Origin of the sequence: Macrococcus sp. 19Msa1099, assembly GCA_019357535.2 — a bacterium.
Classification (GTDB): Bacteria; Bacillota; Bacilli; order Staphylococcales; family Staphylococcaceae; genus Macrococcoides; species Macrococcoides psychrotolerans.
The window spans coordinates 1,747,358-1,770,006 of sequence record CP079955.1; the positions used below are offsets into that span (position 1 = coordinate 1,747,358).

Sequence of the window (22,649 nt, forward strand, 5' to 3'; positions counted from 1 at the left end):
TGCTATTATTGAGTTAAGGAATGAATCTAACTATAAGTTAAAAGAAATATTATCAGTAGCTATGATAGCGAAAAGTGTATACCATTATTGGAAATTACGACTTAGTGTCACTAAACATAAAGACAATTATTTAATTACTTTGATTAAAGAAATCATTAACAAACATAAAAATAGGATAGGTTATCGTACAGTAACCGACGAACTAAGAGAGTTAGGTTTTGTAGTTAACCATAAAAAAGTTCTTAGAATAATGAGAGAAAATAATTTACTTTGTACAAAGTTTAAGCATAGAAATAGAACATATAAGTCGTACAAAGGGAAAGTTGGCAAAACAGCTAAGAATAAATTGAATCGCAGATTCGTAACTAATCGCCCATATCAAAAATTACTTACTGATGTAACACAATTCAACATTAAAAATGGAACTAAGCTATATCTGTCAACAATTTTTGATGTATGTTCGAAAGAGATTATTTCTTATTCAATTAGTAAGCGTCCAACATTGGAATTCGTTATGGAATCATTGTTAAAAGCAATTAATGTAATTCCAGACCTTCCCTATAGAACTACAATCCATTCCGATCAAGGGTGGCAATATCAGCATAAATCTTGGGTACAATCTTTGAAAAAGAATAGAATTATTCAAAGCATGTCTAGAAAAGGTAATTGTCTTGATAATTCTCCGATGGAGAATTTCTTTGGTATTTTAAAACAAGAAATGTTTTATGGAGAAACATTTGATTCTTATGATGAACTAGAAGAGGAGATTATTGACTATATGGAGTATTATAATTTAGTCAGAAAGAAGAGAAAATTAAAAAGCAAGACTCCTGTAGAATACAGAAATCTTGCTTTAATGAAAGTAGCTTAATAAAAAGTTCAACTTTTTGGGTTCACTACAAAAGAAGGCACTCTCTTCGGGTTTTCGGTCTGTACTGAAATCAAGGTATTATTGGGAATCCCAGCTTAAATCATAGATACCGTAAGGGATTTTATTCTTTATTTAAAACTTTGCAACAGAACCTTTTATACCTTATTAGCTTTTATTGTTCTTGTTCATTGATATGAGTTAAGACTTGTTCGAGAATACTGAAAACATGAAGATCATCAAGACTGTAAACCATGCTTTTCCCTTCTCTTCTTGCCTTCACTAAACGTGAATCTTTCAATATTTTTAGTTGGTGTGAAATCGCGGACTGTTCCATATCCAATGCAAGCACAATGTTTCCAACACTGAGCTCTTCTTTCTGTAAAAGAAAGAGAATTGACAAGCGTGTAGGGTCACTAATCACTTTGAATACTTTGCTTATTGATTGGATCTTCTCTTTATTGATTGGCGAAGTTGTTGATGTATCCATATGATCTTATTCCTCTCACATGATTTTCCATTCATATATATATAATACCACATGAGTAAAACGATGCTAGTTTTTTGTTTATAGACAAAATTAAGACTTTTGTATCAGCAATAGTAGTCCATTTGAATAAGAAGCATCTTGTCTTGACAAAACTCATACAGTGAGTTAATATGATTTTGTAAACATATGAATGTAACTTCATATCTTTATCATAATCATTCCGATTTACAAATAAAAGGAGATGGAGACTGGATAAGCCCAAACCATATGAATCCTTGCCTTACTTAAGCAAACAAACGAGCTCAGAATTTGCAAGGCACAAAAAAGTCAACAAAAATCAAAGAAATTTAATAGAAAGGTGATAGAAATGGAAACTACCAAAGAGCAACATTCACAGGAAAAAGAGAAACATAACCACGACCATGATCACAATCACGGGAAGATGCCTATTATTCTATACTTTATTGGTTTGGCATTGGCAATTGTTGCATTGTTCTTAAGTGGAGAATATCAATTAACTAAAAACATCATGTTCTCACTCGCCACAATTAGTGCGGGCTATCATGTCATTGTTCTGGAAGGTCTTGGAGAGACAATTGAGAATACAAAAGCAAATAATAAGTTTACGCCTAATTCTCATATTTTAATGGGATTAGCGGCTATAGGAGCTTCAGCGATAGGGAATTTTTGGGAAGGAACGTTGTTGATTCTCATTTTTTCAGGCGCACATTTCCTGGAAGATTACGCTGAAGGAAGAAGTAGACGAGAAATAACGAAATTACTCGAAATGAACCCAACAACTGCTCGGTTAATTTTGCCTGATGGGAATACAAAGATTGTTGACGTCAGTGAATTAACAGTTGGGGACCAACTTCAAGTACTAAACGGTGACCAAGTACCCATTGATGGAGTCATTTTATCTGGCTCTACTTCCATTGATGAATCGTCTATTAATGGTGAAAGTATACCCAATGAAAAAACAAAAGGAGATACCGTTTTTGGGAGTACGATTAATGGGACAGGCACATTTACAATGGAAGTCACCAAAGAAAACGAAGATACAGTATTTTCAAAAATTTTACAATTAGTGAACCAGAACCAAGATAATCAAACAAAAGCTGCGAGTATTATCCAAAAATTCGAACCGAAATACGTCACAGTTGTTTTAATTGCCATTCCCCTGTTCGTGTTATTGGCTCCTGTTCTACTTGATTGGACATGGTCACAAAGTATTTATAGGGGATTGGTTCTTTTAGTTGCAGCTTCACCCTGTGCTTTAGCAGCAGCTACCGTATCGGTAACCTTATCAACAACCTCTAACCTGGCCAAAAAAGGTGTCCTTTCAAAAGGTAGTTCTTATCTGTCTCAATTAGCTGATACTCAAGCAATTGCGTTTGATAAGACGGGAACTTTGACCAAAGGAAAACCAGAAGTAACCAATTATTATTTTGCCGATTCTGTGAATGAAGAAAATATTATTGATATCGTAGTGGCTCTTGAAAAAGAATCCAATCACCCTTTAGCAGATGCCATTCTAAGAAAGTTTGAACAAAAAAATAAGCTTACCATTGAAGTAGAAAATCAGATTGGTAAAGGGTTGACGGGAGATTATAACGGAAGAAATTATCGGATTGGAAAACCAACTTCGTTTGACAATGTTGAAAATGAATATATTCGTTTAAATAAGGAATGGGCATCAGAAGGTAAGACAGTCGTATACGTAGCAGAAGATGAGAATGTCATTGGACTTATAGCTCTCATGGACATTCCAAGTGAACATGCAAAAGAAACTATTAATTACTTTAAAGAACACGGCATACACACCACTTTAATTACTGGTGACTCAGAAATGACAGGAAAAGCAGTTGCAGAACAATTAGGAATAGATGAAGTAATCGCGAATGTCATGCCAGAAGATAAATCTCGAATTATTGACGAGCAAAAAGAGAAATACGGCGTAACAGCAATGGTGGGTGATGGTGTAAATGATGCCCCTGCCCTTGTTAATGCAGATGTAGGTATTGCCATGGGGGAAGGAACAGATGTAGCAGTAGAAGTGTCTGATTTGGTTTTAATGCAGAATAATTTATCCAAATTGGTACAATCTCATAATATTGCAACCAAAATGAATCGTGTCATTTGGCAAAATATTTTTTTCTCAATGGCCGTTGTTGTCTTTTTAATTATTGCTAGTTTCTTAGGTTTGACGGATATTGCAATTAGTGTCTTCCTTCATGAAGGAAGTACGTTGGTCGTTATTCTGAATGGACTTCGTTTATTAAAATCTAATTAATTCTATCAAAACCCATAAAGCTAGGGTATAGTAATAACTGTCTGAAGTTAATATGCCTTTAACGTTCTAAAAACGTTAGAGGCATATTTTTTATAAATTACTTTGTCTCAAAAATAATCGATTATGATACGATTTTTAAGGACTGTTTTTTTACTAAAAAAGTAGTCCTTTTCAGTATCAAAACTTTTTTCTTTATGTATGAATCTTTAACCACCATTTATGATACAATAAAATCAAAAAAAGGATGAGTTTTATGAATGGATATATATATGGCTATGCTAGAGTGAGTACACGATCACAAGAGTTAAACCGACAACTAGATTTACTCAATGAACAAAATTGCAATGAGATCCTTACTGAAAAAATGACTGGAACAAAATCCGATCGGCCTCAGCTGAACCGACTAAAAGATAAGATACGCCCTGGAGACACAGTTATAGTGGAAAGTTTCTCGCGTCTAGGTCGTAGTACTAAAGATTTAATTGATCTCGTTACTTACTTTGAAGAGCATAAAGTGAAGCTTGTAAGTCTGAAAGAAAACTTCGATACTAGTACACCCCAAGGACGCTTAATGATGACCGTTTTCCAAGCATTCAGTCAGTTTGAGCGTGATTTGATTGTAGAGCGTACGAAAGAAGGTTTAAAAAGCGCGCGGGCTAGAGGTAGAAAAGGTGGTCGCCCACGCGTTAATCAACGAGATATTGAAAGAGCAGTGAAACTATATGACAGTCAGGAATATAGTGTAAAAGAAATTACGGAAATGACTGGTATTAGTAAAGCTACACTCTATCGATATTTAAAATAGTAAAAAAAAAAGCATTTTAAGGCAGTTTCGAATCTCCGAGTGGATGACTCTCCACGAAACAGTCTTAAAATGCGTTTTAGTTTATTCGATTCTACAGATATTATATAACTCAATTGTATTCTTTACGTATATCTACATCTTTATACCAATCTAAATGAGGAGCCAGTTCTAACTCTGGCATATCAGGGTATCCTGACCCTCTAAATGCTTCTACCACTAATCGGTGAATATACCTCTTTTATATTAGGTCTAATAGCAAAACCATCCCCTAACATTTTCTGAGAAAACACATCATCTTTCACCTCTGTAATTGGAACAAATACCCCTGTATTTATGCTATGTAGGGTTAATTGGTTCGTCTTCTTTTTAAATTTTTAAAATAAATTCACACTTTATCTTCCCTTCAAAGAAACAATTACTCCATTTCTAGTAATTCTCTCATTTCTGTCTTATAGACTGCTGCTTTATTACCATAAATAATTTGAATACCAGATGGAACATTAACAACACCATTTGCCCCTAGTTTTTCCGTGAAATGAGTACTTGATTCAATTTTACTTGGCTCTTTTAAAGTTATTCTCAAACGTGTAAAACAAGCATCTACTTTTTCAATATTATCTTTACCACCGACAGCAACAATGATCGCTTCTAAAAGCTCTTTAGAATCTGTAGTATTTTCAACAGTACCAGAAATAACAACATCCTCTACTTCTCTACCTGGAGTTTTTAAATTCCATTTAATAATAGCAAATTTAAAAATAAAATAATATAAACAAAAAGGTTCTGTTGCAAAGTTTTAAATAAAGAATAAAATCCCTTACGGTATCTATGATTTAAGCTGGGATTCCCAATAATACCTTGATTTCAGTACAGACCGAAAACCCGAAGAGAGTGCCTTCTTTTGAAGTGCACCCCTAAAGTTGAACCTTAAAATTCAACTTTAGGGGTGTTTATTTTAAATAAAAAGCATGATCTTGATTTTAAATTAAAACTAATCAAAGAATATAAAGAAGGAAATATTGGTTATGATTCATTAAGTAACAAATATGATATCGATCCTTCACAACTAAAAACATGGACTTACCAATTTGATACCTTCGGTATTGACGGTCTTATATCCAGTATGACCAGAAAGAAATATTCAACAGATGAAAAATTAAGAATCATTCAGTATAGAATTACTAATCAACTTTCATATAAAGAAACTGCTAGAATCTTTGATATTACTAATCCTACTTTAATAGCTCAGTGGCAGATGAAATACAATCAATATGGTATCCTAGGTTTAGAATCAAAACCGAAGGGTCGTGCGTCTAAAACTATGAAAAATAAAAAGGTTGATAACACTAGTTTAAACGAAAGTGAACGACAAGAATTAATACGCTTACGTGAGGAAAACAGGAGATTAGAAATCGCAATTGCTCTCGAAAAAAAGTTACAATCCTTAGCTCGAAAAAATCAAACAAAGAAATAGTAGCTGCTATTATTGAGTTAAGGAATGAATCTAACTATAAGTTAAAAGAAATATTATCAGTAGCTATGATAGCGAAAAGTGTATACCATTATTGGAAATTACGACTTAGTGTCACTAAACATAAAGACAATTATTTAATTACTTTGATTAAAGAAATCATTAACAAACATAAAAATAGGATAGGTTATCGTACAGTAACCGACGAACTAAGAGAGTTAGGTTTTGTAGTTAACCATAAAAAAGTTCTTAGAATAATGAGAGAAAATAATTTACTTTGTACAAAGTTTAAGCATAGAAATAGAACATATAAGTCGTACAAAGGGAAAGTTGGCAAAACAGCTAAGAATAAATTGAATCGCAGATTCGTAACTAATCGCCCATATCAAAAATTACTTACTGATGTAACACAATTCAACATTAAAAATGGAACTAAGCTATATCTGTCAACAATTTTTGATGTATGTTCGAAAGAGATTATTTCTTATTCAATTAGTAAGCGTCCAACATTGGAATTCGTTATGGAATCATTGTTAAAAGCAATTAATGTAATTCCAGACCTTCCCTATAGAACTACAATCCATTCCGATCAAGGGTGGCAATATCAGCATAAATCTTGGGTACAATCTTTGAAAAAGAATAGAATTATTCAAAGCATGTCTAGAAAAGGTAATTGTCTTGATAATTCTCCGATGGAGAATTTCTTTGGTATTTTAAAACAAGAAATGTTTTATGGAGAAACATTTGATTCTTATGATGAACTAGAAGAGGAGATTATTGACTATATGGAGTATTATAATTTAGTCAGAAAGAAGAGAAAATTAAAAAGCAAGACTCCTGTAGAATACAGAAATCTTGCTTTAATGAAAGTAGCTTAATAAAAAGTTCAACTTTTTGGGTTCACTACACGGCCAACGTGGGGTTTTCTGATGTTATGATGATATTTATTATATTCGTTAATATAATTCTAACATATTATTATATAATGTCAGAATTATTCATTTCTCCTTTTTCTTCTTATTCATATATAAAATTGCCACAAATACCGGAAAAAGAATTAGCATCAGTGCTAATTCATTGTTCTCTCTCCTTTAATCGAAGTTATATATCATACAGATACCTTAATTAACGATTTTTCTCTTTATTATATTTAATAAATATATTAATAAAATATAAAATGAAGATAACAATTGCGATAATAATTTGTATTGTTCTTATTTGAGTTTTAATATGCCAATCAAAAATGTTATTAGGTATATGCATAAAGATAACAATAACAAATATAATAAATAATAAATTGATTAATTTATCTAGTTTCATTATATGGACCCCCTTATATAGTTGTTAAGGATATCTTAGCATATCCATTTTGCATTACTTCTTTTTAATCGTCCCATTGTTTTCTTCAATTATTTGCTTTAGTACTTTATCAGTTCTTCCGACATAATTGAGTTTTTCAGGATATACAAATTCAATAATCACTTTATCTCCTGGTTTTATCCTTTCACCTGTATCTGTATATCTAATTTCTTTTTCAAACATTCTGGACACCACCCTTATTAAATATCTCAGGATATTATAAGACTATTACAACTATAATTAAATTATTTAATAGTAATTGTAATGTTTTTTACATTTATGTTTATAATTAATTATAAATAAATAATAAGAGGTATTCTATAATTATGTTAAAAAATTCTTTAAAACAGATAATAAAATTAATTTTCGGAATTCTTATGTTAGTTTTTGCAACAATGCAAATTCAACAAGATCATTTAGATACTTGGTTCATATCATATTTCCTACTATATTTATTAATTCTTTTTAACTTGGGTAATAACAATAATTCACACAAACAATCTAACCGCTAATTTAATTGCCTTTTTCTTTTATCTTCAATAGACTAGATCAATGTTAATTATAAAAATAAATTGTTTTATTTCGACATTTATATATAATTAAAAATTTAATTTTTAAAGGATGATCTTAAATATGAAAACAAATAAAGATGTTATTTTAATCAGTTTAAGTATATTTATAGGTGCATTATTAGTTCAATTCTTTATGAGCTACATAACAACTAATTCAATATGGGAATGGTCTGAAGTTTCACATAATGTTATTCCATTTGCTTTATTTTTCTTAGTTGTCTTATACATTTTTAAAGAATACAATATTAAAAAACTTAATCGAAGTAATTAAAACAATCATATTTATTAATTAAAAAATTATTTAAAGGATAAATCAAATGAGGGATCGTTTGACTTTCATTATAAAGCTATAAAAATGCCTTATTTGCAGAAGAAAATTTGAAGTATTTTAAAACTTCTAACGAGATAATAATTACTTCTCCCCTACATTCTCTGATGCGACTTCAATCACATCAAAGAAGTCATCTACCGCTTCTTTCTTAATATTATTCAGATTCTTATTTTGTGCACAGACAACGTGGGTTGCGTGTCCTATTTTCACAGAGCATGCGTCGTTTTCAAAGTCATTGTCGACGATATAGATATCTTTATTTTTAGTTCCTTCATAGCTTTGGAAGAGTATTGCATGTTTTTCTTTAATGCCTTTAAATGTGTTTCGTCTAATAACTGTAAGCTCTCCCGCTGCTCCTTTATGCACATGACCGGTTAAGTCTGTCGTATACTTACCACTTTTTGTTGAACGGTATCGAATACCGCCTGCACAGTCGATAAATTCATTGTCGTGAATATGCAGTACTTTTGATTTTAGGAATGTCAGTGCATAGTCGCCCATACCTTCGAATATATTATTTCGCACTGTTATGTTTTCATAGTAAACTTCGTGATGACTCGCATGTGAGCCGATCGCACGGTTCCATGGTTTCATTAAGGGATCTCCAGAGTTTCCGAAATAGCAATTTTCGATAATAACATTTTTCGTCGGCGTTGCATCGTATGCACCAAACTTTGGAAACGAATCTTTCAGCTGCAGGTCAATCTGAATCGCTTCACTGAATGCACGCGCTCCACTGTCATCGCGAAATCCGAGAAACTTACATCCTGTTACTTTAAATCCATCTAAGCCGCACGCATCGATGGCATGTCCTTGTACAACGTTTTTGAATGTAACATCTTTAATCGTTATTTCTCGCGCATGCCCAAGCGACATAATCGTGTTGTTAAAGTTCAGCACGTGGCCGTTCTGGTTGAATGTGCCTCCTTCAATTGTAATGAAACTGTTGCCATCATATCCTTTAAACTGATCGCCTTTATTCCCATTCTTAAGCAGTGCAAACGGACTCATCCTGATAATTTCTGCATCTTTATGCAGATGTAAGTGCGTATGTTTGTAAATAACAAGTTCCTTTGATATGTAATACTTACCTTCTGGAACATATATTTTTACGGGATGTTGCTTTGCTATATTAAGTGCGCGCTGAAATCCTATCGTATCAAAGATAATATTTTTACCTTTTGCGCCATAATTTAACACGTTTACTTTTTTCAATAATTCCACCTACATCTCTTTTATATTATAATGTTGAGTATACCCGTTTTACGTAAATTATGTTAAGGAGTGATTGTTTTGGAGGATGCTTTAATTATTGTAGATTATTCGTATGACTTCGTTGCGCTTAATGGTAAATTGACTTGTGGTGAGCCCGCAATCACTTTAGAATCATCACTTGCTTCTAAGTGGGAACACTATGTGAATGCCGGAAAACCGGTATATGTGCTGATGGATTTACATTTTGAAAATGATATACATCACCCCGAATCGAAACTCTTCCCGCCACATAACATTGAAGGTACGGATGGCAGAAAGCTATATGGAAAGCTTGATGCGTTATATCAAAGAGATGAAGAGAAGGACAATGTCTACTGGTTAGACAAACGTCGTTATAGCGCATTCAGTGGTACACCATTACATCAGCTGCTTACAGAACGTCATATTAACAATATTGAGCTCGCTGGCGTATGTACAGATATTTGTGTATTACATACTGCAATGGACGGTTATAACTTAGGTTATGAAATGTACGTTGACGAACGTGCAGTTGCGTCGTTTAACCCCGTCGGTCATACGTATGCGCTGGAACATTTCAAAAATGTACTGGGCATGACTGTAGATAGCGAATAACAATCGTGATAAACTAATAACAAACATGATTAAAGGAGAAGAACTATGACAATTTTAACATTCGGACATCAAAATCCAGATACAGATACTATTACTTCAGCTTTAGTAATGGCTGATTTGCAAAAAGCTTTAGGTAAAGATATCGAAGCTGTACGTTTAGGTGATATCAACGGTGAAACTGAATATGCATTAAACAAATTCGGCGTAGAAGCACCAAGATTAATCGAGAGTCTAGACAAAGAAGAAGTTATTTTAGTTGACCATAACGAATTCCAGCAATCAGCACCGGGAATTGAAGAAGCAACAATCTTAATGGTAGTAGACCACCACCGTATTGCGAACTTTGAAACTGCTGGTCCACTTCACTACCGTGCTGAGCCCGTAGGATGCACTGCAACGATCTTACGTAAGATGTATAAAGAAAGCGATGTAGAAATCAAACCTGAAATCGCTGGTTTAATGCTTTCTGCAATCATCTCAGATACTTTATTATTCAAGTCTCCAACTTGTACAGATGAAGATGTAAAAGCAGCTGAAGCGTTAGCAGAGATCGCGAATATCGACCTCCAGTCATACGGCCTTGAAATGTTAAAAGCAGGTGCATCTACGAAAGACAAAACTGCTGAGGAATTATTAAACATCGATGCGAAGTCATTTGCGATGGGAAATCACGAAGTACGCGTAGCACAAGTTAACACTGTTGATATCGACGAAGTACTCGCACGTCAGGATGAATTAGAACAAGCAATCAACGCTGAAACTGCACAAGAAGGCTATGCATTATTCGTTCTTGTAGTCACTGATATCTTAAACTCAAACTCTAAAGTTTTAGCACTAGGACAACAACAGCCTGCAGTAGAGAAAGCGTTTAACGTAGCACTTGATCAAAACACAGCATTATTAGAAGGCGTTGTGTCTCGTAAGAAACAAGTTGTACCACAATTAACTGCAGCACTTACTGAATAAGGAGTGATAATGATGGAAATATTACAAGGAAACAATAAGTTCTATGTTGGTAATGAAGCATCACCTGACGCTGAAATTACGTTCCAGCCCTCAGGCGATGCGATTGTAATTGATCACACATATACAGACCCTAAGTTGCGTGGACAAGGTATCGCGAAACAGCTTGTTGAACGTGCAGTAGATTACGCGCGCGAGCATAACTTGAAGATTGTACCACTCTGCCCTTATGCACGTGTTGTAATGGAAAGAGACCCTGAGATGCAGTCACTCATTAAATAACACAAAAGCGCGATTCGTAAATACGAATCGCGCTTTCGATTTGAAAGAATGAAAAAATGGTATGCATTTATTATAAACTGAATTATCTGAATAATCAATATTATTTTTGTATCTTTATTAAAATAATAAATCCATCTGTGCTTTTAGTTCATCAATTAACTGCATCGTCATACGTGATGTCTTATTGTTCATATCATCCTGCTGCGCAGTGACACATTTAATAAAATGCTCAATCTCATATTGCATCGGCTGACCATCACAGCTAAATGTCTCTATGACTTCGCCACTGCGCTTCATTTTTACGATTTGAGAGGGTGCGGAGATTTTATCTATAGTAATAATACCTTCTTCTCCTATGATTTCTGAAGGCTGGTGGCTGTCGATAATCTTTGAGAAGCTTAATAACGCTGTCATATCATGATAGTTACAAATTACGGTTCCTTGACAATCTGCACCAGTCGATAAAATTTTCCCAGTTGACTGCACGCTTTTAGGATAGCCAAATAAATCAACGAGTGGGCTGATTGTGTACACACCAAGGTCCATCAATGCACCATTTCCAAGTTCGGGTTTAAAGGCATTTTCGATGATTCCTTCCTTGTACTTATCATATCGTGATGAATATTGGTTATAATGAAAGTTAACACGTCTAATCGTGCCAATCTCTTCAATCCATGATTTTAGTTTTAAATAGGCAGGAGAATAGATACTTTTCATGGCTTCCATAAAGTATACGCCATTATTCTCTTGTGCCTGCACCATTAGATTGAAGTTCTTTAAAGAAGTTGTTATTGGCTTTTCGCATAGCACATGCTTTTTATGATTCATTGCTTGAATCGCCTGTTGATGATGGAGTATATTGGGGGTAGCGATATATACGGCATCGAGTGCTTCATCTTCTAGAAATGCATCAAAGTTATCAGTAAAGTTCGGAATATGGTGGCGCTCGCTAAACATCTCTGCTTTATCCAGTGTTCTAGAATACACGCTATGGAGTTCGAATTCATCCGTTACTTTGCCCGCTTCGATAAAACGATCCGTTATCCAGTTCGTTCCGATAATTCCAAATTTCATAGTAACACCTCGTAATTAAGTTTTTTTATAGTATACCCTATTTCTAAATAGATGGAGGCTAAATTTATGTTAAATTCAGAAATTCAAAATGTACGCGATTTCTTTCAAACACAATCGACAAAAGATATAAAATTCAGAAAGAAATATTTGAAAGCTTTGAAGAAATCTATAAAGAAACATGAACCTGATATTCTAGACGCACTGAAAAGTGACCTTGGAAAGAATAAGGTGGAGGCATATGCAACAGAAGTTGGATTCGTTATGAAAGAGTTATCATATATTATTAAAGAACTTAAAAACTGGGCAAAGACAAAGTCTGTTACAACCCCGATGATGCAGTTTCCAGCAAAGAGCTTTATCAAATATGAACCATACGGCACCGTGCTTATTATCGGTCCATTTAACTATCCATTTCAGCTCGTGATGTCACCGCTTATCGGTGCACTTGCTGCGGGGAACTGTGCAGTCGTGAAACCTTCAGAAATGACACCACAGACAAGCATGGTCGTTCAGGAAATATTAGAAGAAGTATTCCCTGAAGATTACGTAAAAGTTGTCCAAGGCGAGAAAGAAGTAACGTCACAGTTACTCGATGAGCGCTTCGACTATATTTTCTTTACAGGCAGCACCAAAGTCGGACAAATCGTCTATGAGAAAGCGAGTAAACATTTAACACCAGTAACACTAGAACTTGGTGGCAAGAGCCCCGTCATTATCGATGATACTGCTAATCTTAAAGTGGCTGCTGAACGCATCGCATTCGGTAAGTTTATGAATGCGGGTCAGACGTGCGTCGCTCCAGACTACGTTATAATAGATAACACAGTGAAGATGAAGTTCGTGAAGGCATTACAGACAACAATCCAGGAGTTTTATGGTGCTCAAATAGAACAGAGTGAAGACTTCGGTCGCATCGTTAATGATAATCACTTCAACCGCTTAGTCAATATAATAGAAGACAGTCGTCAACAAGTCATTTATGGTGGAGAGAGCAATGCTGATGAACTGTTTGTTGCGCCTACCATTATTCTTGATCCTGAGCTCAGCAACAGCGTGATGCAGCAGGAAATCTTCGGTCCAATATTACCGATTATCGGCTATGATACGTTCAATGAAGTGTATGATATCGTTGAGCAGTATGAGAAGCCGCTTGCACTTTATCTCTTCACTGAAGACAGTGATCAAATAACAGCAGTATTTAATCGTCTGTCATTTGGCGGAGGATGCGTTAATGACACAATCTTGCATCTTGCAAATCCAAACCTTCCTTTTGGTGGTGTTGGGCACTCAGGTATCGGAAGCTATCACGGGAAATATTCATTTGAATTATTCAGCCATGAAAAGAGCTATATTACAAAGAGTACAAAGCTTGAATCTGGTTTACTCTTCCCACCCTACAAAGGAAAATTCAAATATGTAAAACAATTGTTTAAATAAAAAGCAGTCGGGACATCAATTCCCGACTGCTTTTAATATAGTTCCGGACGTCTTGAGTTCATCACTGGTATAGACGACTTCACTTCTTTACTATAATCCAGGTCAACAGATACCTTTAACGTTGCCTCTGCTGTTTCAAGTGTTTCTACTAACGTGCCAAGTGGATTGATTACTTTCGACTGTCCACCAAACTTTTCTTCCCTACAGTAACCGACATTATTACACGCGATAACATAGACCTGATTCTCAATCGCACGTGCATAGAGCAGCTTATTGAAAGCATCAATGCGTGAAGCTGGCCATTCGGCGACGACAAAGAGGACTTCTATACCTTCTAAAGCAAGCTTCCTTGAAATCTCAGGGAAACGCAGGTCATAACAGATGATAACACCCATCTTTATCTCGTCTAATGTGAAGGTTTGAATATGATTCCCCGCTGTTAAATATTTCGGTTCATCCAGCATCGGTACGAGATGCACTTTATCATATTGGTGCACAATTTCGCCATCGTGATCAATAACAACACTCCTATTGAAGATACGGCCGTGAGACTTTACAGCTATTGAACCCCCGACAATATGCACATGATGCACCTTCGCCATCTCTTGTAACACACGAATCTCGCGAGTTCCATCTTCATCCGCAAGCTCATTTAATTCATCCAGCACATAAGAAGTATTCCACATCTCAGGAAGAATGACAATCTCTATACTTTCATCCAGTGCGCTGATCCATTTTCTTATCTTTGCAATGTTTTCATCAGGATTTCCAGGAATAATCTCCATTTGATAGATTGCACACTTCATCTTAAAACTCCTCTCGTTTTTTATGTAATTCCATGTATAAAAAATAATTAATACTAATTTTTACAGTTCTAAATTTACCTTTTACACCACATTTACACTTAGCAATTATAATATAAATATCACAATACAAGGAGCAGACAATGATATTACAACATCGCAAAATGGATAACAAACTTGTCTACAAATTACAGATTGCTCGTCGAACTCAAGTTAGCAACAATAAACTTAAAGAATTAGAATATAGCCTTAGAGGTTATTTTGGTGAAGTGGCGTTTGATAAATTATCGGATAAATCCTTGAATAAGGGCATCACATTAAGGAACTTGAATTACATTGTCAACAATAAAACATTTCAGATAGACAGCTTAATTTTAATGAATGGTGATTTATATATATTTGAAGTTAAAGATTTTACATCAGATTTATACTATGTTGATGGACAATATTATTATGCAGATCAATCACCTTGTGAGCGAATCAATAACCAGATGGAACGAACACCTAAATTATTTACTCTCCTTTTAAAAAATTCTCAACTGCATTATAACTTCCACTATTATCACGCTTTCATCAATCCCACACATAAAGTATATGGCTATCACGCAACAGATAAGATTTTAGAACAAGCTAGAATATGTAAATTTATTAGCGAGAACAGTCAAATGCCTGTTGGTGCATACGATATAGAGTGTTGTGAAAAACTACTAAGTTTACAAGATACTTCAGATCCCTTTAATTTCAGAACTCCTCACAACTTTCACAATTTTAAAAAAGGAGTCTTGTGCGAATGTATGAAATCATTTTACACAAAACATTCTAACAGAAAATATAAATGCTCATCGTGTAATAAAATCATTGATTGTGATCACTTATTGGATAGTGCGATTCAAGAGATTAAATTAATATTTCCTGACGAACGTATCACGACACATATATTAAAAGCGTGGACTAAAGGTTTAGTGAGTCGTGAGAAGATTCGCTTATTCTTAAACAAGCGATATAGACGTCATCAGCTAGGAAGCATCATTTATTATGAGTGAAATTGGCGCCATGCCAATTTCATCTGCTTTTTCTCTCGCGAATTTGGCGCCGTGCCAATTTCATCTGCTTTTTCCCTCGCGAATTTGGCGCCATGCCAATTTCATCTGCTTTTTCCCTCGCGAATTTGGCGCCATGCCAATTTCATCTGCTTTTTCTCTCGCGAATTTGGCGCCGTGCCAATTTCATCTGCTTTTTCTCTCGCGAATTTGGCGCCGTGCCAATTTCATCTGCTTTTTCTCTCACGAATTTGGCGCCGTGCCAATTTCATCTGCTTTTTCCCTCACGAAGTTGGCGCCATGCCAATTTCATCTGCTTTTTCCCTCACGAAGTTGGCGCCATGCCAATTTCATCTGCAAAAAATACCGGACATTCTCATCCGGTATCATCTTCCTTATAAAAATTGCACGCATACTGCTTCTGGTGCACGTGCACTATCATCCAATAATGTTAAGCGTCCTGTCTGCTCGTCACGCTCGAACAAACTTAACACACCGTCTCTTTCATGTGCACATACTAAATATTTATCGCTGTTATCAATATTGAAGTCACGTGGCCAATCGCCTTGTGTAGATATAATTTCAACCAGTTCTAGCGCTTCACCTTCACCTTGTACTTTATACACTGCAATAGACTGATGTCCGCGGTTTGATGCGTAAACAAATTGCTGATCGTGGCTCATTCTTATTGCTGCACCTTGTGAGTGGCCTGTAAAGTCTTCAGGTAACGCCGAATATTTCTCTTTCATTTCAAACTTGCCGTCATTATAAGACAACACCACAACTTCATTGCTTAACTCAGTGAATAAGTACGCATACTTCCCGTTCTCATGGAAGATTAAATGTCTTGGCCCCATGCCCGGTTCTACATCTAATACGCCGACTTGCTTAAATCCTTCATCACCGAACGTAAATGTAATCACTTCGTCTGTTCCTAAATCTACAGCAACTGCATATCCATCCGGTGTTTCCTGAATATAGTGCGTATGTGCATTATCTTGACGTTCTTCGTTCGGTCCACTACCTTGCTGCTGATGTGTATCGATAAGTTGTACTACTGCTCCATTGTCATCTAATGCATAAAGTCTCACTATTCCTGATCCATACACCGCTTCTAATAGATACTTCCCATCACGGCTGATCCATAAGTGACAACCACTGTCTGTAGATTCCAGTAAATCATTGATTACTGTAAGTTCTTCACCGATCTGATAGCTTTGAATCCCTGCACCTTGCTCGTCTTTTTTAATGCCATATAACTTATCACCATGCTTTTGGATGTAAGTCGATGCCCCTACTTCATAGCCTGTTTCTACTGATGTAATCTTTTTCAGGTCAGTATCTATTTCAAAGGTATAAATCCCTTTGCCATCATTTTTTGTATAAGAACCTAATAACCCTTTAATTTTAGTCATGTTAACGCCTCCTCATAGTCATATTAACAAATCCTATATAACATTGCTCATGAGAACACACAAAAAACTTTCAAAAATCTAAAAATTTTTGTTGCGTTAAGTTTAGTAATACATTACAATTTGTTTGGTATTAATAAATGACAGTCTTACATAACTATTTGTTAAGTAAAACTAATATTTAAATCTTTCCCAATTTTAAGGAGTGTCCAATGATTCATACACATTCCCAAAAGGTTTTACACAGTATCGACAAAGGCAAACATAACGTTACGCCTTTATTTACTGCCTTAAAAGAATATGAAGCACAAAACGTCACAAGCTTTGATGTACCTGGTCATAAGCGTGGCATCGATTCTGATTATGCACTCAACTATTATGGCATGCGCACCTTACGTCATGACGTGAATTCTATGCCGACTTTAGATAACTTTGATCATCCGACAAGCGTGATACATGATGCGCAAGCCTTAATGGCTGATCTGTTTCTAGCAGATGAAGCACACTTTTTATTAAATGGTACAACGTCTGGCATTCAGGCGATGATTCTGTCAGCACTCAAACCCAAAGATAAATTGCTACTTCCTAGAAACGTTCATAAATCTGTGCTGAATGCGATGGCACTTGCTGATGTCACACCTGTATATATGGTGCCTGAGTTCGATACAGAATACGGGATTGCACACAACATCAGTGTTGATACAGTACGCAAAACGATTGCTGCGCATCCTGATGCAAAGGCACTATTCATTATGAATCCGACTTATTTCGGTGCAGTAAGCGACTTGAAGGAGATTGTCTTTATTGCGCATAGCGCTGGGATACCTGTTCTTGTGGATGAGGCACATGGCGCACATTACCGCTTCTCAGAACACTTACCATTGTCCAGTATGGAAGCTGGTGCAGATATGGCAGCAACGAGCTTACATAAGACAGGCGGTTCGTTCACTCAGACGAGCGCATTATTATTTAACAGCCAGCTGATTGATAAGCATAAAGTAAAGAGCATCATCAATATGCTGACGTCAACATCGGCGTCATTCCTGCTCATGTCATCACTTGATATTGCACGTCAGCATTTAGCGCTGCACGGTGCAGAGAAGATCAACAATGTATTGTCACTTGTTCAGTCATTCAGAGAAAGAATCAATAAAATTCCCGGATTCTACATGTTAGAACCAGAGAAATTTAGCAACAAATATCAGCAGCAGTTAGACGAAACTAAACTCACAATCTATATTGATCATCGTCTTGATTTATCAGGTTTTGAAGTGTATCACACGCTGCGTAGCGTTTACGATATTCAGATGGAACTTGCAGAACCTAATATAGTGATGGGGATTGTTTCATTTATGGATAATGAAGCTGAACTCAATAAGCTCTATGATGCACTCGCACACATCAGCATTAAACACTTTAATCCTGACAAACCTTTCGTTCCACCGATTCTGAAGCAGATGTCGATTCCGATGCAGAAGATGGGTTTAAGAGATGTCTTCTATTCAGAGACTAGAGTTGTCCAGATTGAAGATGCCCTTAATGAAATATGTGCAGAAAGTTTAATGATCTATCCACCAGGTATTCCAATCCTGATGGCCGGTGAAATGATTACCCAGGAAGTCATCGACTACTGGAAATTTATTAACGATCAGCCCATCATCAAGATTGGCGCAGAAAACAAAAATGAAGTATTTATAATTGATCATAAGGGAGATACTTAATAATGAAGTTAACAACACTTGGAAGACACGTTTTAATCGAATACTATAACTGTGACAAAGATATTTTAAAAGACCATGATAAGGTAGAAGCAATCATGAATGAAGCTGCCCGCGTAAGTGGTGCGACAATCGTTGAAAGCTGTTTCCATACATTCAATCCGTACGGTGTAAGTGGTGCTGTTATCATCTCAGAGTCACATTTAACAATTCATACATGGCCTGAATATGGCTATGCATCAGTTGATGTATTCACTTGCGGAGATACAGTTGACCCTTGGCGTGCTGAAGATTATCTCCAAAAAGCATTGAAAGCTGAACTTTCAGATTCATATGAAATCGGTCGTGGTATGGCTGATAAGATCCACAAATATTCTAATGGTGAAATCGTCGTAGAATCATTCAAACCTGTGGAAGTAGCAGCTAAATAAGGAGGAATTGTACATGTTAGACTTATGGTATACAGAGAATCACACGGATAACGTAAAATTTTCTATTAAAACAACGGAACATATCTTAACCGAAAAAACACCATTCCAGCAAATTGATTTCTTCAAGTCTGAAGAATTTGGTACGTTCTTTACTTTAGATGGTTTAATGATGGTTAACGAAAAAGATGAATTCGTGTATCACGATATGATTACGCATGTTGCTATGGCAACAAACCCTAATATTAAGAAAGTACTCGTTATCGGTGGTGGTGATGGGGGTACTGTACGTGAGTTAACACGTTATGCATCAATCGAACAAATTGATATGGTAGAAATTGATGAGCGCGTTGTACGTTTATCTCAAGAATATCTTCCGATTACAGCAGGAAAGCTCTCAGATCCACGTGTTACTTTATTATTCGAAGACGGTTTGGCATACGTGAAGAACAAAGAAGATGGTTACTATGACCTTATCTTAGTAGACTCTACTGACCCAATCGGTCCTGGTGAAGGGTTATTCTCACATGATTTCTATAACAACTGTTTCCGTGTGTTAACAGATGACGGTATATTAATCAATCAGCATGAATCTCCTTATTATCCAAGCTACGCACATGAAATGAAGCGTGCACACTCTAAAATCAAAGGATTATTCCCGATTACGCGTGTGTATCAGTTCCATATGCCGACTTATCCATCAGGACACTGGTTATTTGGATTTGCTTCTAAGAAATTCGACCCATTAAAAGATGCCGACTTAGATGCATGGAACAAACTTGGCTTAAAAACTAAATACTATAACACAGATATTCATACAGGTGCATTCGCCCTTCCAACATTCGTTAAGGAGATGCTCGATGATGCAACCGAATAAACATGTGTATATGAGCTGCGAATCTTCATTTGAAGAAGCCACGACAGTGATATACGGTGCGCCATTTGACGGTACGGTTTCAAATCGTCCTGGTACACGCTTTGCAGCTGATGCTATTCGTTCTGAATCATATGGCCTTGAAACGTATAGCCCATTCTTAAACAAAGACTTAGAAGACGTCCGCATTATGGATTCAGGCGACGTCGATATTACAATCGGTAATAAGGTGAAAGTATTAGAAGAACTTGAAGAGACTGCGCGTACAATCTTAAATGCAGGCAAACTGCCGTTTATGATCGGTGGCGAACATTTAGTGACGCTCGGCCCTATGCGTGCCGTCCTAGAAAAGTATCCGGATGCGATGCTTGTGCAGCTTGATGCACATACAGACTTACGTGATGACTATATGGGAGAACCATTGTCTCACGCAACAGTCGTACGCCGCATACATGACCTTATTGGTGATAACAGAATCTATCAATACGGTATTCGTTCAGGTACGAAAGAAGAGTTTGACTGGAGCGATACACATACAATTCTTGAGAAGTTTTCAATTGATACATTAAAGAATTTACCCGGTATTATCGGTAATACGCCTGTATATGTCACAATTGACCTGGATTGCCTAGATCCATCTATCTTCCCTGGTACAGGAACACCTGAACCCGGCGGATTAACTTATAGAGAACTTGAACCCGCATTTAGAGTATTCGAACAACTGAACGTTGTTGCAGCAGATATCGTAGAATTGTCACCACCATACGACCATAGTGGCGTTTCTAATGCAGTTGCAGCGAAAGTTGCACGTGAACTGATGCTTGCGATTACGAAGTAAAATATTTTATAATCTGAAGGTTTCACAACTTCAGATTATTTTTTTGTTGAAAAACAGAACGTATGTTCGTATAATGAAAGAAAAGCTTGAAAGTAGGGATAAAAATGATTCATCCGATCTATGGTGAAACAGATTACCGTAAAATCGATCCTGCACAATTGAACAGAAATATTCCGAAAGGACGTGGCATGATTAAGTGGGCACCCTTTGCGACGATGCCCGAACAATTTCTAGATGTTAAGCGCCAGATTGATGCACAAACGAAGATTGAACGTCCAGAACTATTAGAAGACCGCTTACAGGAAATTAATGAGATACTACATAGCGCACTCAGTAAGCAGCAGCCAGTTTACATTGATTATTACATCGACGGCACAATTCAGCATACAATGATGTATATCGAGAAGGTTGATCAGTGGGCTGCCATTATTATCGGCACGACGGTAAACGAAGGGCACACGTATTTTGTGTCATTTTTAGATATTGTAAATCTTGAGATTATTACAGAAATCATTTAACAATTAATATCCAGAATTTGCATAATAATATTGATAAAGTAATGGATTTATTACAATTTATTAAAGTTCAAACAAGCATTGTGAACTGAAGCTAAATGAATGATAAGATTCGGTAATTCATCACAGCAAACGCGTAGCACATGGCATAATATAAGCAAATCAACTAAAGGAGTCTATAATGCGAACAATTATAATACTATTATTGTTGCTGATCATTCCATTGCCACTATATGCTAACGAGTTACCCCCTACAATCTTGTACTTTGAAAATGAACATGCCCAGCCGCTGAAATATCACTTTACAGTAAATGATGACCTCTACTACGAAACAGACGACGATGGTTACTATATTTTCAATAATACTGTCAATGAAATTGAAGTGGATGGGCAGATTATCCCTATTAAAGTAGGTCATAAGCATATCATTCATGTAGATGAACCGGTAGATGGCATCCTTGAAGAAGTCCCTCGTCCACATGATGATGAGACCGAACAACCGTCAAATAACGACACAACCGTTAGAGTATTCACACCTGCATTTACTCCATCTGAAGCTGTCCATGTATATCTTAACGAAGGACATAAACGTATCGCGACAAGTGAAGCAAAAGACGGGACCGCTCATTTCGATAACTTAAAGCGTGACACGGTATATACGGCGACTACTGACGAAGCAGTAGAACCCATTCGTATCAAGCAAGGAGAAACACGTCGTATTACAGTGCAGACAGACGACCCGCCTCCGAAAGTAAGAGCAGCACGTGTAATGCCACAAAACGCACCTGAGAAACAGAAGCTCAATATTAAGCTGAACGACGAGGCAGATGAGGAACAATCAAACAAAGAGCAGCAGGTGCAAAAGAAATATACGTATACGAAACGCTCAGTCACCTCACAAGAAAACAACAATAAAGCGTATAAGGGCGTAATGCCACAGATTCCGGTGTCACCTGTAAAAGATGACGAAAGTTCTTCCTATAATGTTGCAGAACAATATGAATCACCTATTCAAAAAGAAAGCGGTACGAAAGAAATAACGACTCAAGAAACAACCTCTATGCACCCTGAAGACCATATTGACTCCGAATATAAAGTAAAACAGACCGTGGATAAAACACTGCCCGATACAGGAGATGCATATACTAATCCACTATTATTATCTGTATTATTTACCGCGTATGGCGGCTGTATTCTTTATATCAGCCGATTAATTTGAATCACAGCG

At 36.1% G+C, this 22,649-nt stretch carries 26 protein-coding genes and 2 pseudogenes; 18 read left to right on the forward strand and 10 right to left on the reverse strand.

Going from position 1 to position 22,649, the window contains the following annotated elements; genetic code table 11:
* The first annotated feature begins 7 nt into the window (after window positions 1-7).
* The gene (locus KYI10_09275) at window positions 8-871 is read left to right on the forward strand and encodes an IS3 family transposase (protein QYA33954.2); all 864 of its coding nucleotides are present in this window, start codon (window positions 8-10) and stop codon (window positions 869-871) included.
* Between the two features lie 12 nt (window positions 872-883).
* Window positions 884-970 (forward strand): annotated as a pseudogene (locus tag KYI10_09280) (IS6 family transposase).
* A gap of 73 nt (window positions 971-1,043) precedes the next feature.
* On the opposite strand, the gene KYI10_09285 reads toward KYI10_09280, so the two are convergent.
* Window positions 1,044-1,358, reverse strand: a complete 315-nt coding sequence (locus KYI10_09285) for a metalloregulator ArsR/SmtB family transcription factor (protein QYA32529.1) — start codon at window positions 1,356-1,358, stop codon at window positions 1,044-1,046.
* Between the two features lie 367 nt (window positions 1,359-1,725).
* On the opposite strand from KYI10_09285, the gene KYI10_09290 reads away from it, so the two are divergent.
* Both KYI10_09290 and KYI10_09295 read left to right on the forward strand, forming a co-directional pair.
* A complete protein-coding gene (locus tag KYI10_09290) occupies window positions 1,726-3,651 on the forward strand; it encodes a heavy metal translocating P-type ATPase (GenBank protein QYA32530.1) in 1,926 nt (641 codons plus the stop codon).
* Between the two features lie 253 nt (window positions 3,652-3,904).
* Window positions 3,905-4,456 (forward strand): recombinase family protein, encoded by a 552-nt coding sequence (locus KYI10_09295; protein QYA32531.1) that lies wholly within the window; start codon window positions 3,905-3,907, stop codon window positions 4,454-4,456.
* A 200-nt stretch (window positions 4,457-4,656) separates the two neighbouring features.
* On the opposite strand, the gene KYI10_09300 is transcribed toward KYI10_09295, so the two are convergent.
* The 3 genes and pseudogenes from KYI10_09300 to KYI10_09310 all read right to left on the reverse strand — a co-directional run bounded on the left by KYI10_09300 (window position 4,657) and on the right by KYI10_09310 (window position 5,364).
* Window positions 4,657-4,791 (reverse strand): PTS glucose transporter subunit IIA, encoded by a 135-nt coding sequence (locus KYI10_09300; GenBank protein ID QYA33955.1) that lies wholly within the window; start codon window positions 4,789-4,791, stop codon window positions 4,657-4,659.
* A gap of 80 nt (window positions 4,792-4,871) precedes the next feature.
* On the reverse strand, window positions 4,872-5,216 hold the full coding sequence (locus tag KYI10_09305; protein ID QYA33956.1) for a glucose PTS transporter subunit EIIB: 345 nt from the start codon (window positions 5,214-5,216) through the stop codon (window positions 4,872-4,874).
* Between the two features lie 73 nt (window positions 5,217-5,289).
* Window positions 5,290-5,364: pseudogene (locus KYI10_09310) on the reverse strand (IS6 family transposase).
* Between the two features lie 38 nt (window positions 5,365-5,402).
* Here KYI10_09310 and KYI10_09315 point away from each other — a divergent pair.
* Complete coding sequence (locus KYI10_09315; GenBank protein ID QYA32532.1) at window positions 5,403-5,930, forward strand: transposase; 528 nt, start codon at window positions 5,403-5,405, stop codon at window positions 5,928-5,930.
* An 11-nt stretch (window positions 5,931-5,941) separates the two neighbouring features.
* The gene (locus tag KYI10_09320; protein ID QYA33957.2) at window positions 5,942-6,805 is read left to right on the forward strand and encodes an IS3 family transposase; all 864 of its coding nucleotides are present in this window, start codon (window positions 5,942-5,944) and stop codon (window positions 6,803-6,805) included.
* A gap of 247 nt (window positions 6,806-7,052) precedes the next feature.
* On the opposite strand, the gene KYI10_12650 is transcribed toward KYI10_09320, so the two are convergent.
* Together KYI10_12650 and KYI10_09325 are read right to left on the reverse strand one after the other, a co-directional pair.
* On the reverse strand, window positions 7,053-7,247 hold the full coding sequence (locus tag KYI10_12650; protein XBW67563.1) for a hypothetical protein: 195 nt from the start codon (window positions 7,245-7,247) through the stop codon (window positions 7,053-7,055).
* 54 nt (window positions 7,248-7,301) lie between these two features.
* The gene (locus tag KYI10_09325; protein QYA32533.1) at window positions 7,302-7,469 is read right to left on the reverse strand and encodes a hypothetical protein; all 168 of its coding nucleotides are present in this window, start codon (window positions 7,467-7,469) and stop codon (window positions 7,302-7,304) included.
* Between the two features lie 450 nt (window positions 7,470-7,919).
* Between KYI10_09325 and KYI10_12655 the strand changes: the two genes are divergently transcribed.
* A complete protein-coding gene (locus KYI10_12655) occupies window positions 7,920-8,129 on the forward strand; it encodes a hypothetical protein (GenBank protein XBW67564.1) in 210 nt (69 codons plus the stop codon).
* 141 nt (window positions 8,130-8,270) lie between these two features.
* Here KYI10_12655 and KYI10_09330 read toward each other — a convergent pair whose 3' ends face one another.
* The gene (locus KYI10_09330) at window positions 8,271-9,413 is read right to left on the reverse strand and encodes a glycosyl hydrolase family 28-related protein (protein QYA33958.2); all 1,143 of its coding nucleotides are present in this window, start codon (window positions 9,411-9,413) and stop codon (window positions 8,271-8,273) included.
* A 69-nt stretch (window positions 9,414-9,482) separates the two neighbouring features.
* On the opposite strand from KYI10_09330, the gene KYI10_09335 reads away from it, so the two are divergent.
* The 3 genes from KYI10_09335 to KYI10_09345 are packed head-to-tail and all read left to right on the forward strand — an operon-like array spanning window position 9,483 to window position 11,282.
* Window positions 9,483-10,037 (forward strand): isochorismatase family cysteine hydrolase, encoded by a 555-nt coding sequence (locus KYI10_09335; GenBank protein QYA32534.1) that lies wholly within the window; start codon window positions 9,483-9,485, stop codon window positions 10,035-10,037.
* 45 nt (window positions 10,038-10,082) lie between these two features.
* Window positions 10,083-11,003 (forward strand): manganese-dependent inorganic pyrophosphatase, encoded by a 921-nt coding sequence (locus KYI10_09340; GenBank protein QYA32535.1) that lies wholly within the window; start codon window positions 10,083-10,085, stop codon window positions 11,001-11,003.
* A gap of 9 nt (window positions 11,004-11,012) precedes the next feature.
* Window positions 11,013-11,282, forward strand: a complete 270-nt coding sequence (locus KYI10_09345) for a GNAT family N-acetyltransferase (protein QYA32536.1) — start codon at window positions 11,013-11,015, stop codon at window positions 11,280-11,282.
* A 117-nt stretch (window positions 11,283-11,399) separates the two neighbouring features.
* Here the strand turns inward: KYI10_09345 and KYI10_09350 are convergent, their stop codons facing one another.
* Window positions 11,400-12,356, reverse strand: coding sequence for a Gfo/Idh/MocA family oxidoreductase (locus KYI10_09350; protein ID QYA32537.1), 957 nt, complete (start codon window positions 12,354-12,356; stop codon window positions 11,400-11,402).
* Between the two features lie 66 nt (window positions 12,357-12,422).
* On the opposite strand from KYI10_09350, the gene KYI10_09355 reads away from it, so the two are divergent.
* Window positions 12,423-13,793, forward strand: a complete 1,371-nt coding sequence (locus tag KYI10_09355; GenBank protein QYA32538.1) for an aldehyde dehydrogenase — start codon at window positions 12,423-12,425, stop codon at window positions 13,791-13,793.
* 32 nt (window positions 13,794-13,825) lie between these two features.
* Here KYI10_09355 and KYI10_09360 read toward each other — a convergent pair whose 3' ends face one another.
* Complete coding sequence (locus tag KYI10_09360) at window positions 13,826-14,599, reverse strand: carbon-nitrogen family hydrolase (GenBank protein ID QYA32539.1); 774 nt, start codon at window positions 14,597-14,599, stop codon at window positions 13,826-13,828.
* 140 nt (window positions 14,600-14,739) lie between these two features.
* On the opposite strand from KYI10_09360, the gene KYI10_09365 reads away from it, so the two are divergent.
* Window positions 14,740-15,639, forward strand: coding sequence for a nuclease-related domain-containing protein (locus tag KYI10_09365; protein QYA32540.1), 900 nt, complete (start codon window positions 14,740-14,742; stop codon window positions 15,637-15,639).
* A gap of 392 nt (window positions 15,640-16,031) precedes the next feature.
* Here KYI10_09365 and KYI10_09370 read toward each other — a convergent pair whose 3' ends face one another.
* Window positions 16,032-17,051 (reverse strand): lactonase family protein, encoded by a 1,020-nt coding sequence (locus KYI10_09370; GenBank protein QYA32541.1) that lies wholly within the window; start codon window positions 17,049-17,051, stop codon window positions 16,032-16,034.
* A 209-nt stretch (window positions 17,052-17,260) separates the two neighbouring features.
* Here KYI10_09370 and KYI10_09375 point away from each other — a divergent pair, with 209 nt between their 5' ends.
* The 6 genes from KYI10_09375 (at window position 17,261) to KYI10_09400 (ending at window position 22,640) form a co-directional block, all read left to right on the forward strand.
* Window positions 17,261-18,769: an aminotransferase class V-fold PLP-dependent enzyme gene (locus KYI10_09375; protein ID QYA32542.1), complete on the forward strand. Its 1,509-nt coding sequence runs from the start codon at window positions 17,261-17,263 to the stop codon at window positions 18,767-18,769.
* 2 nt (window positions 18,770-18,771) lie between these two features.
* The gene (speD, locus tag KYI10_09380; protein QYA33959.2) at window positions 18,772-19,197 is read left to right on the forward strand and encodes an adenosylmethionine decarboxylase; all 426 of its coding nucleotides are present in this window, start codon (window positions 18,772-18,774) and stop codon (window positions 19,195-19,197) included.
* A gap of 13 nt (window positions 19,198-19,210) precedes the next feature.
* Window positions 19,211-20,071, forward strand: coding sequence for a polyamine aminopropyltransferase (gene speE, locus KYI10_09385; GenBank protein QYA32543.1), 861 nt, complete (start codon window positions 19,211-19,213; stop codon window positions 20,069-20,071).
* Window positions 20,055-20,906: an agmatinase gene (gene speB / locus KYI10_09390; protein QYA32544.1), complete on the forward strand. Its 852-nt coding sequence runs from the start codon at window positions 20,055-20,057 to the stop codon at window positions 20,904-20,906. Before speE ends, speB begins: the two co-directional genes overlap by 17 nt.
* 86 nt (window positions 20,907-20,992) lie before the next feature.
* On the forward strand, window positions 20,993-21,424 hold the full coding sequence (locus KYI10_09395) for a YolD-like family protein (GenBank protein ID QYA32545.2): 432 nt from the start codon (window positions 20,993-20,995) through the stop codon (window positions 21,422-21,424).
* A 178-nt stretch (window positions 21,425-21,602) separates the two neighbouring features.
* Window positions 21,603-22,640, forward strand: a complete 1,038-nt coding sequence (locus KYI10_09400; GenBank protein ID QYA32546.1) for a hypothetical protein — start codon at window positions 21,603-21,605, stop codon at window positions 22,638-22,640.
* Window positions 22,641-22,649: the final 9 nt, after the last annotated feature.

Bases quoted from the DNA above. Each gene is read 5' to 3' on its own strand.
- speE (QYA32543.1), top strand. From the start codon at position 19,211: ATGTTAGACTTATGGTATACAGAGAATCACACGGATAACGTAAAATTT.
- KYI10_09345 (QYA32536.1), top strand. From the start codon at position 11,013: ATGATGGAAATATTACAAGGAAACAATAAGTTCTATGTTGGTAATGAA.
- KYI10_09360 (QYA32539.1), bottom strand. From the start codon at position 14,599: ATGAAGTGTGCAATCTATCAAATGGAGATTATTCCTGGAAATCCTGAT.
- KYI10_09370 (QYA32541.1), bottom strand. From the start codon at position 17,051: ATGACTAAAATTAAAGGGTTATTAGGTTCTTATACAAAAAATGATGGC.
- speB (QYA32544.1), top strand. From the start codon at position 20,055: ATGATGCAACCGAATAAACATGTGTATATGAGCTGCGAATCTTCATTT.
- KYI10_09325 (QYA32533.1), bottom strand. From the start codon at position 7,469: ATGTTTGAAAAAGAAATTAGATATACAGATACAGGTGAAAGGATAAAA.
- KYI10_12650 (XBW67563.1), bottom strand. From the start codon at position 7,247: ATGAAACTAGATAAATTAATCAATTTATTATTTATTATATTTGTTATT.
- KYI10_12655 (XBW67564.1), top strand. From the start codon at position 7,920: ATGAAAACAAATAAAGATGTTATTTTAATCAGTTTAAGTATATTTATA.
- KYI10_09355 (QYA32538.1), top strand. From the start codon at position 12,423: ATGTTAAATTCAGAAATTCAAAATGTACGCGATTTCTTTCAAACACAA.
- KYI10_09290 (QYA32530.1), top strand. From the start codon at position 1,726: ATGGAAACTACCAAAGAGCAACATTCACAGGAAAAAGAGAAACATAAC.
- speD (QYA33959.2), top strand. From the start codon at position 18,772: ATGAAGTTAACAACACTTGGAAGACACGTTTTAATCGAATACTATAAC.
- KYI10_09375 (QYA32542.1), top strand. From the start codon at position 17,261: ATGATTCATACACATTCCCAAAAGGTTTTACACAGTATCGACAAAGGC.
- KYI10_09365 (QYA32540.1), top strand. From the start codon at position 14,740: ATGATATTACAACATCGCAAAATGGATAACAAACTTGTCTACAAATTA.
- KYI10_09350 (QYA32537.1), bottom strand. From the start codon at position 12,356: ATGAAATTTGGAATTATCGGAACGAACTGGATAACGGATCGTTTTATC.
- KYI10_09340 (QYA32535.1), top strand. From the start codon at position 10,083: ATGACAATTTTAACATTCGGACATCAAAATCCAGATACAGATACTATT.
- KYI10_09285 (QYA32529.1), bottom strand. From the start codon at position 1,358: ATGGATACATCAACAACTTCGCCAATCAATAAAGAGAAGATCCAATCA.
- KYI10_09295 (QYA32531.1), top strand. From the start codon at position 3,905: ATGAATGGATATATATATGGCTATGCTAGAGTGAGTACACGATCACAA.
- KYI10_09400 (QYA32546.1), top strand. From the start codon at position 21,603: ATGCGAACAATTATAATACTATTATTGTTGCTGATCATTCCATTGCCA.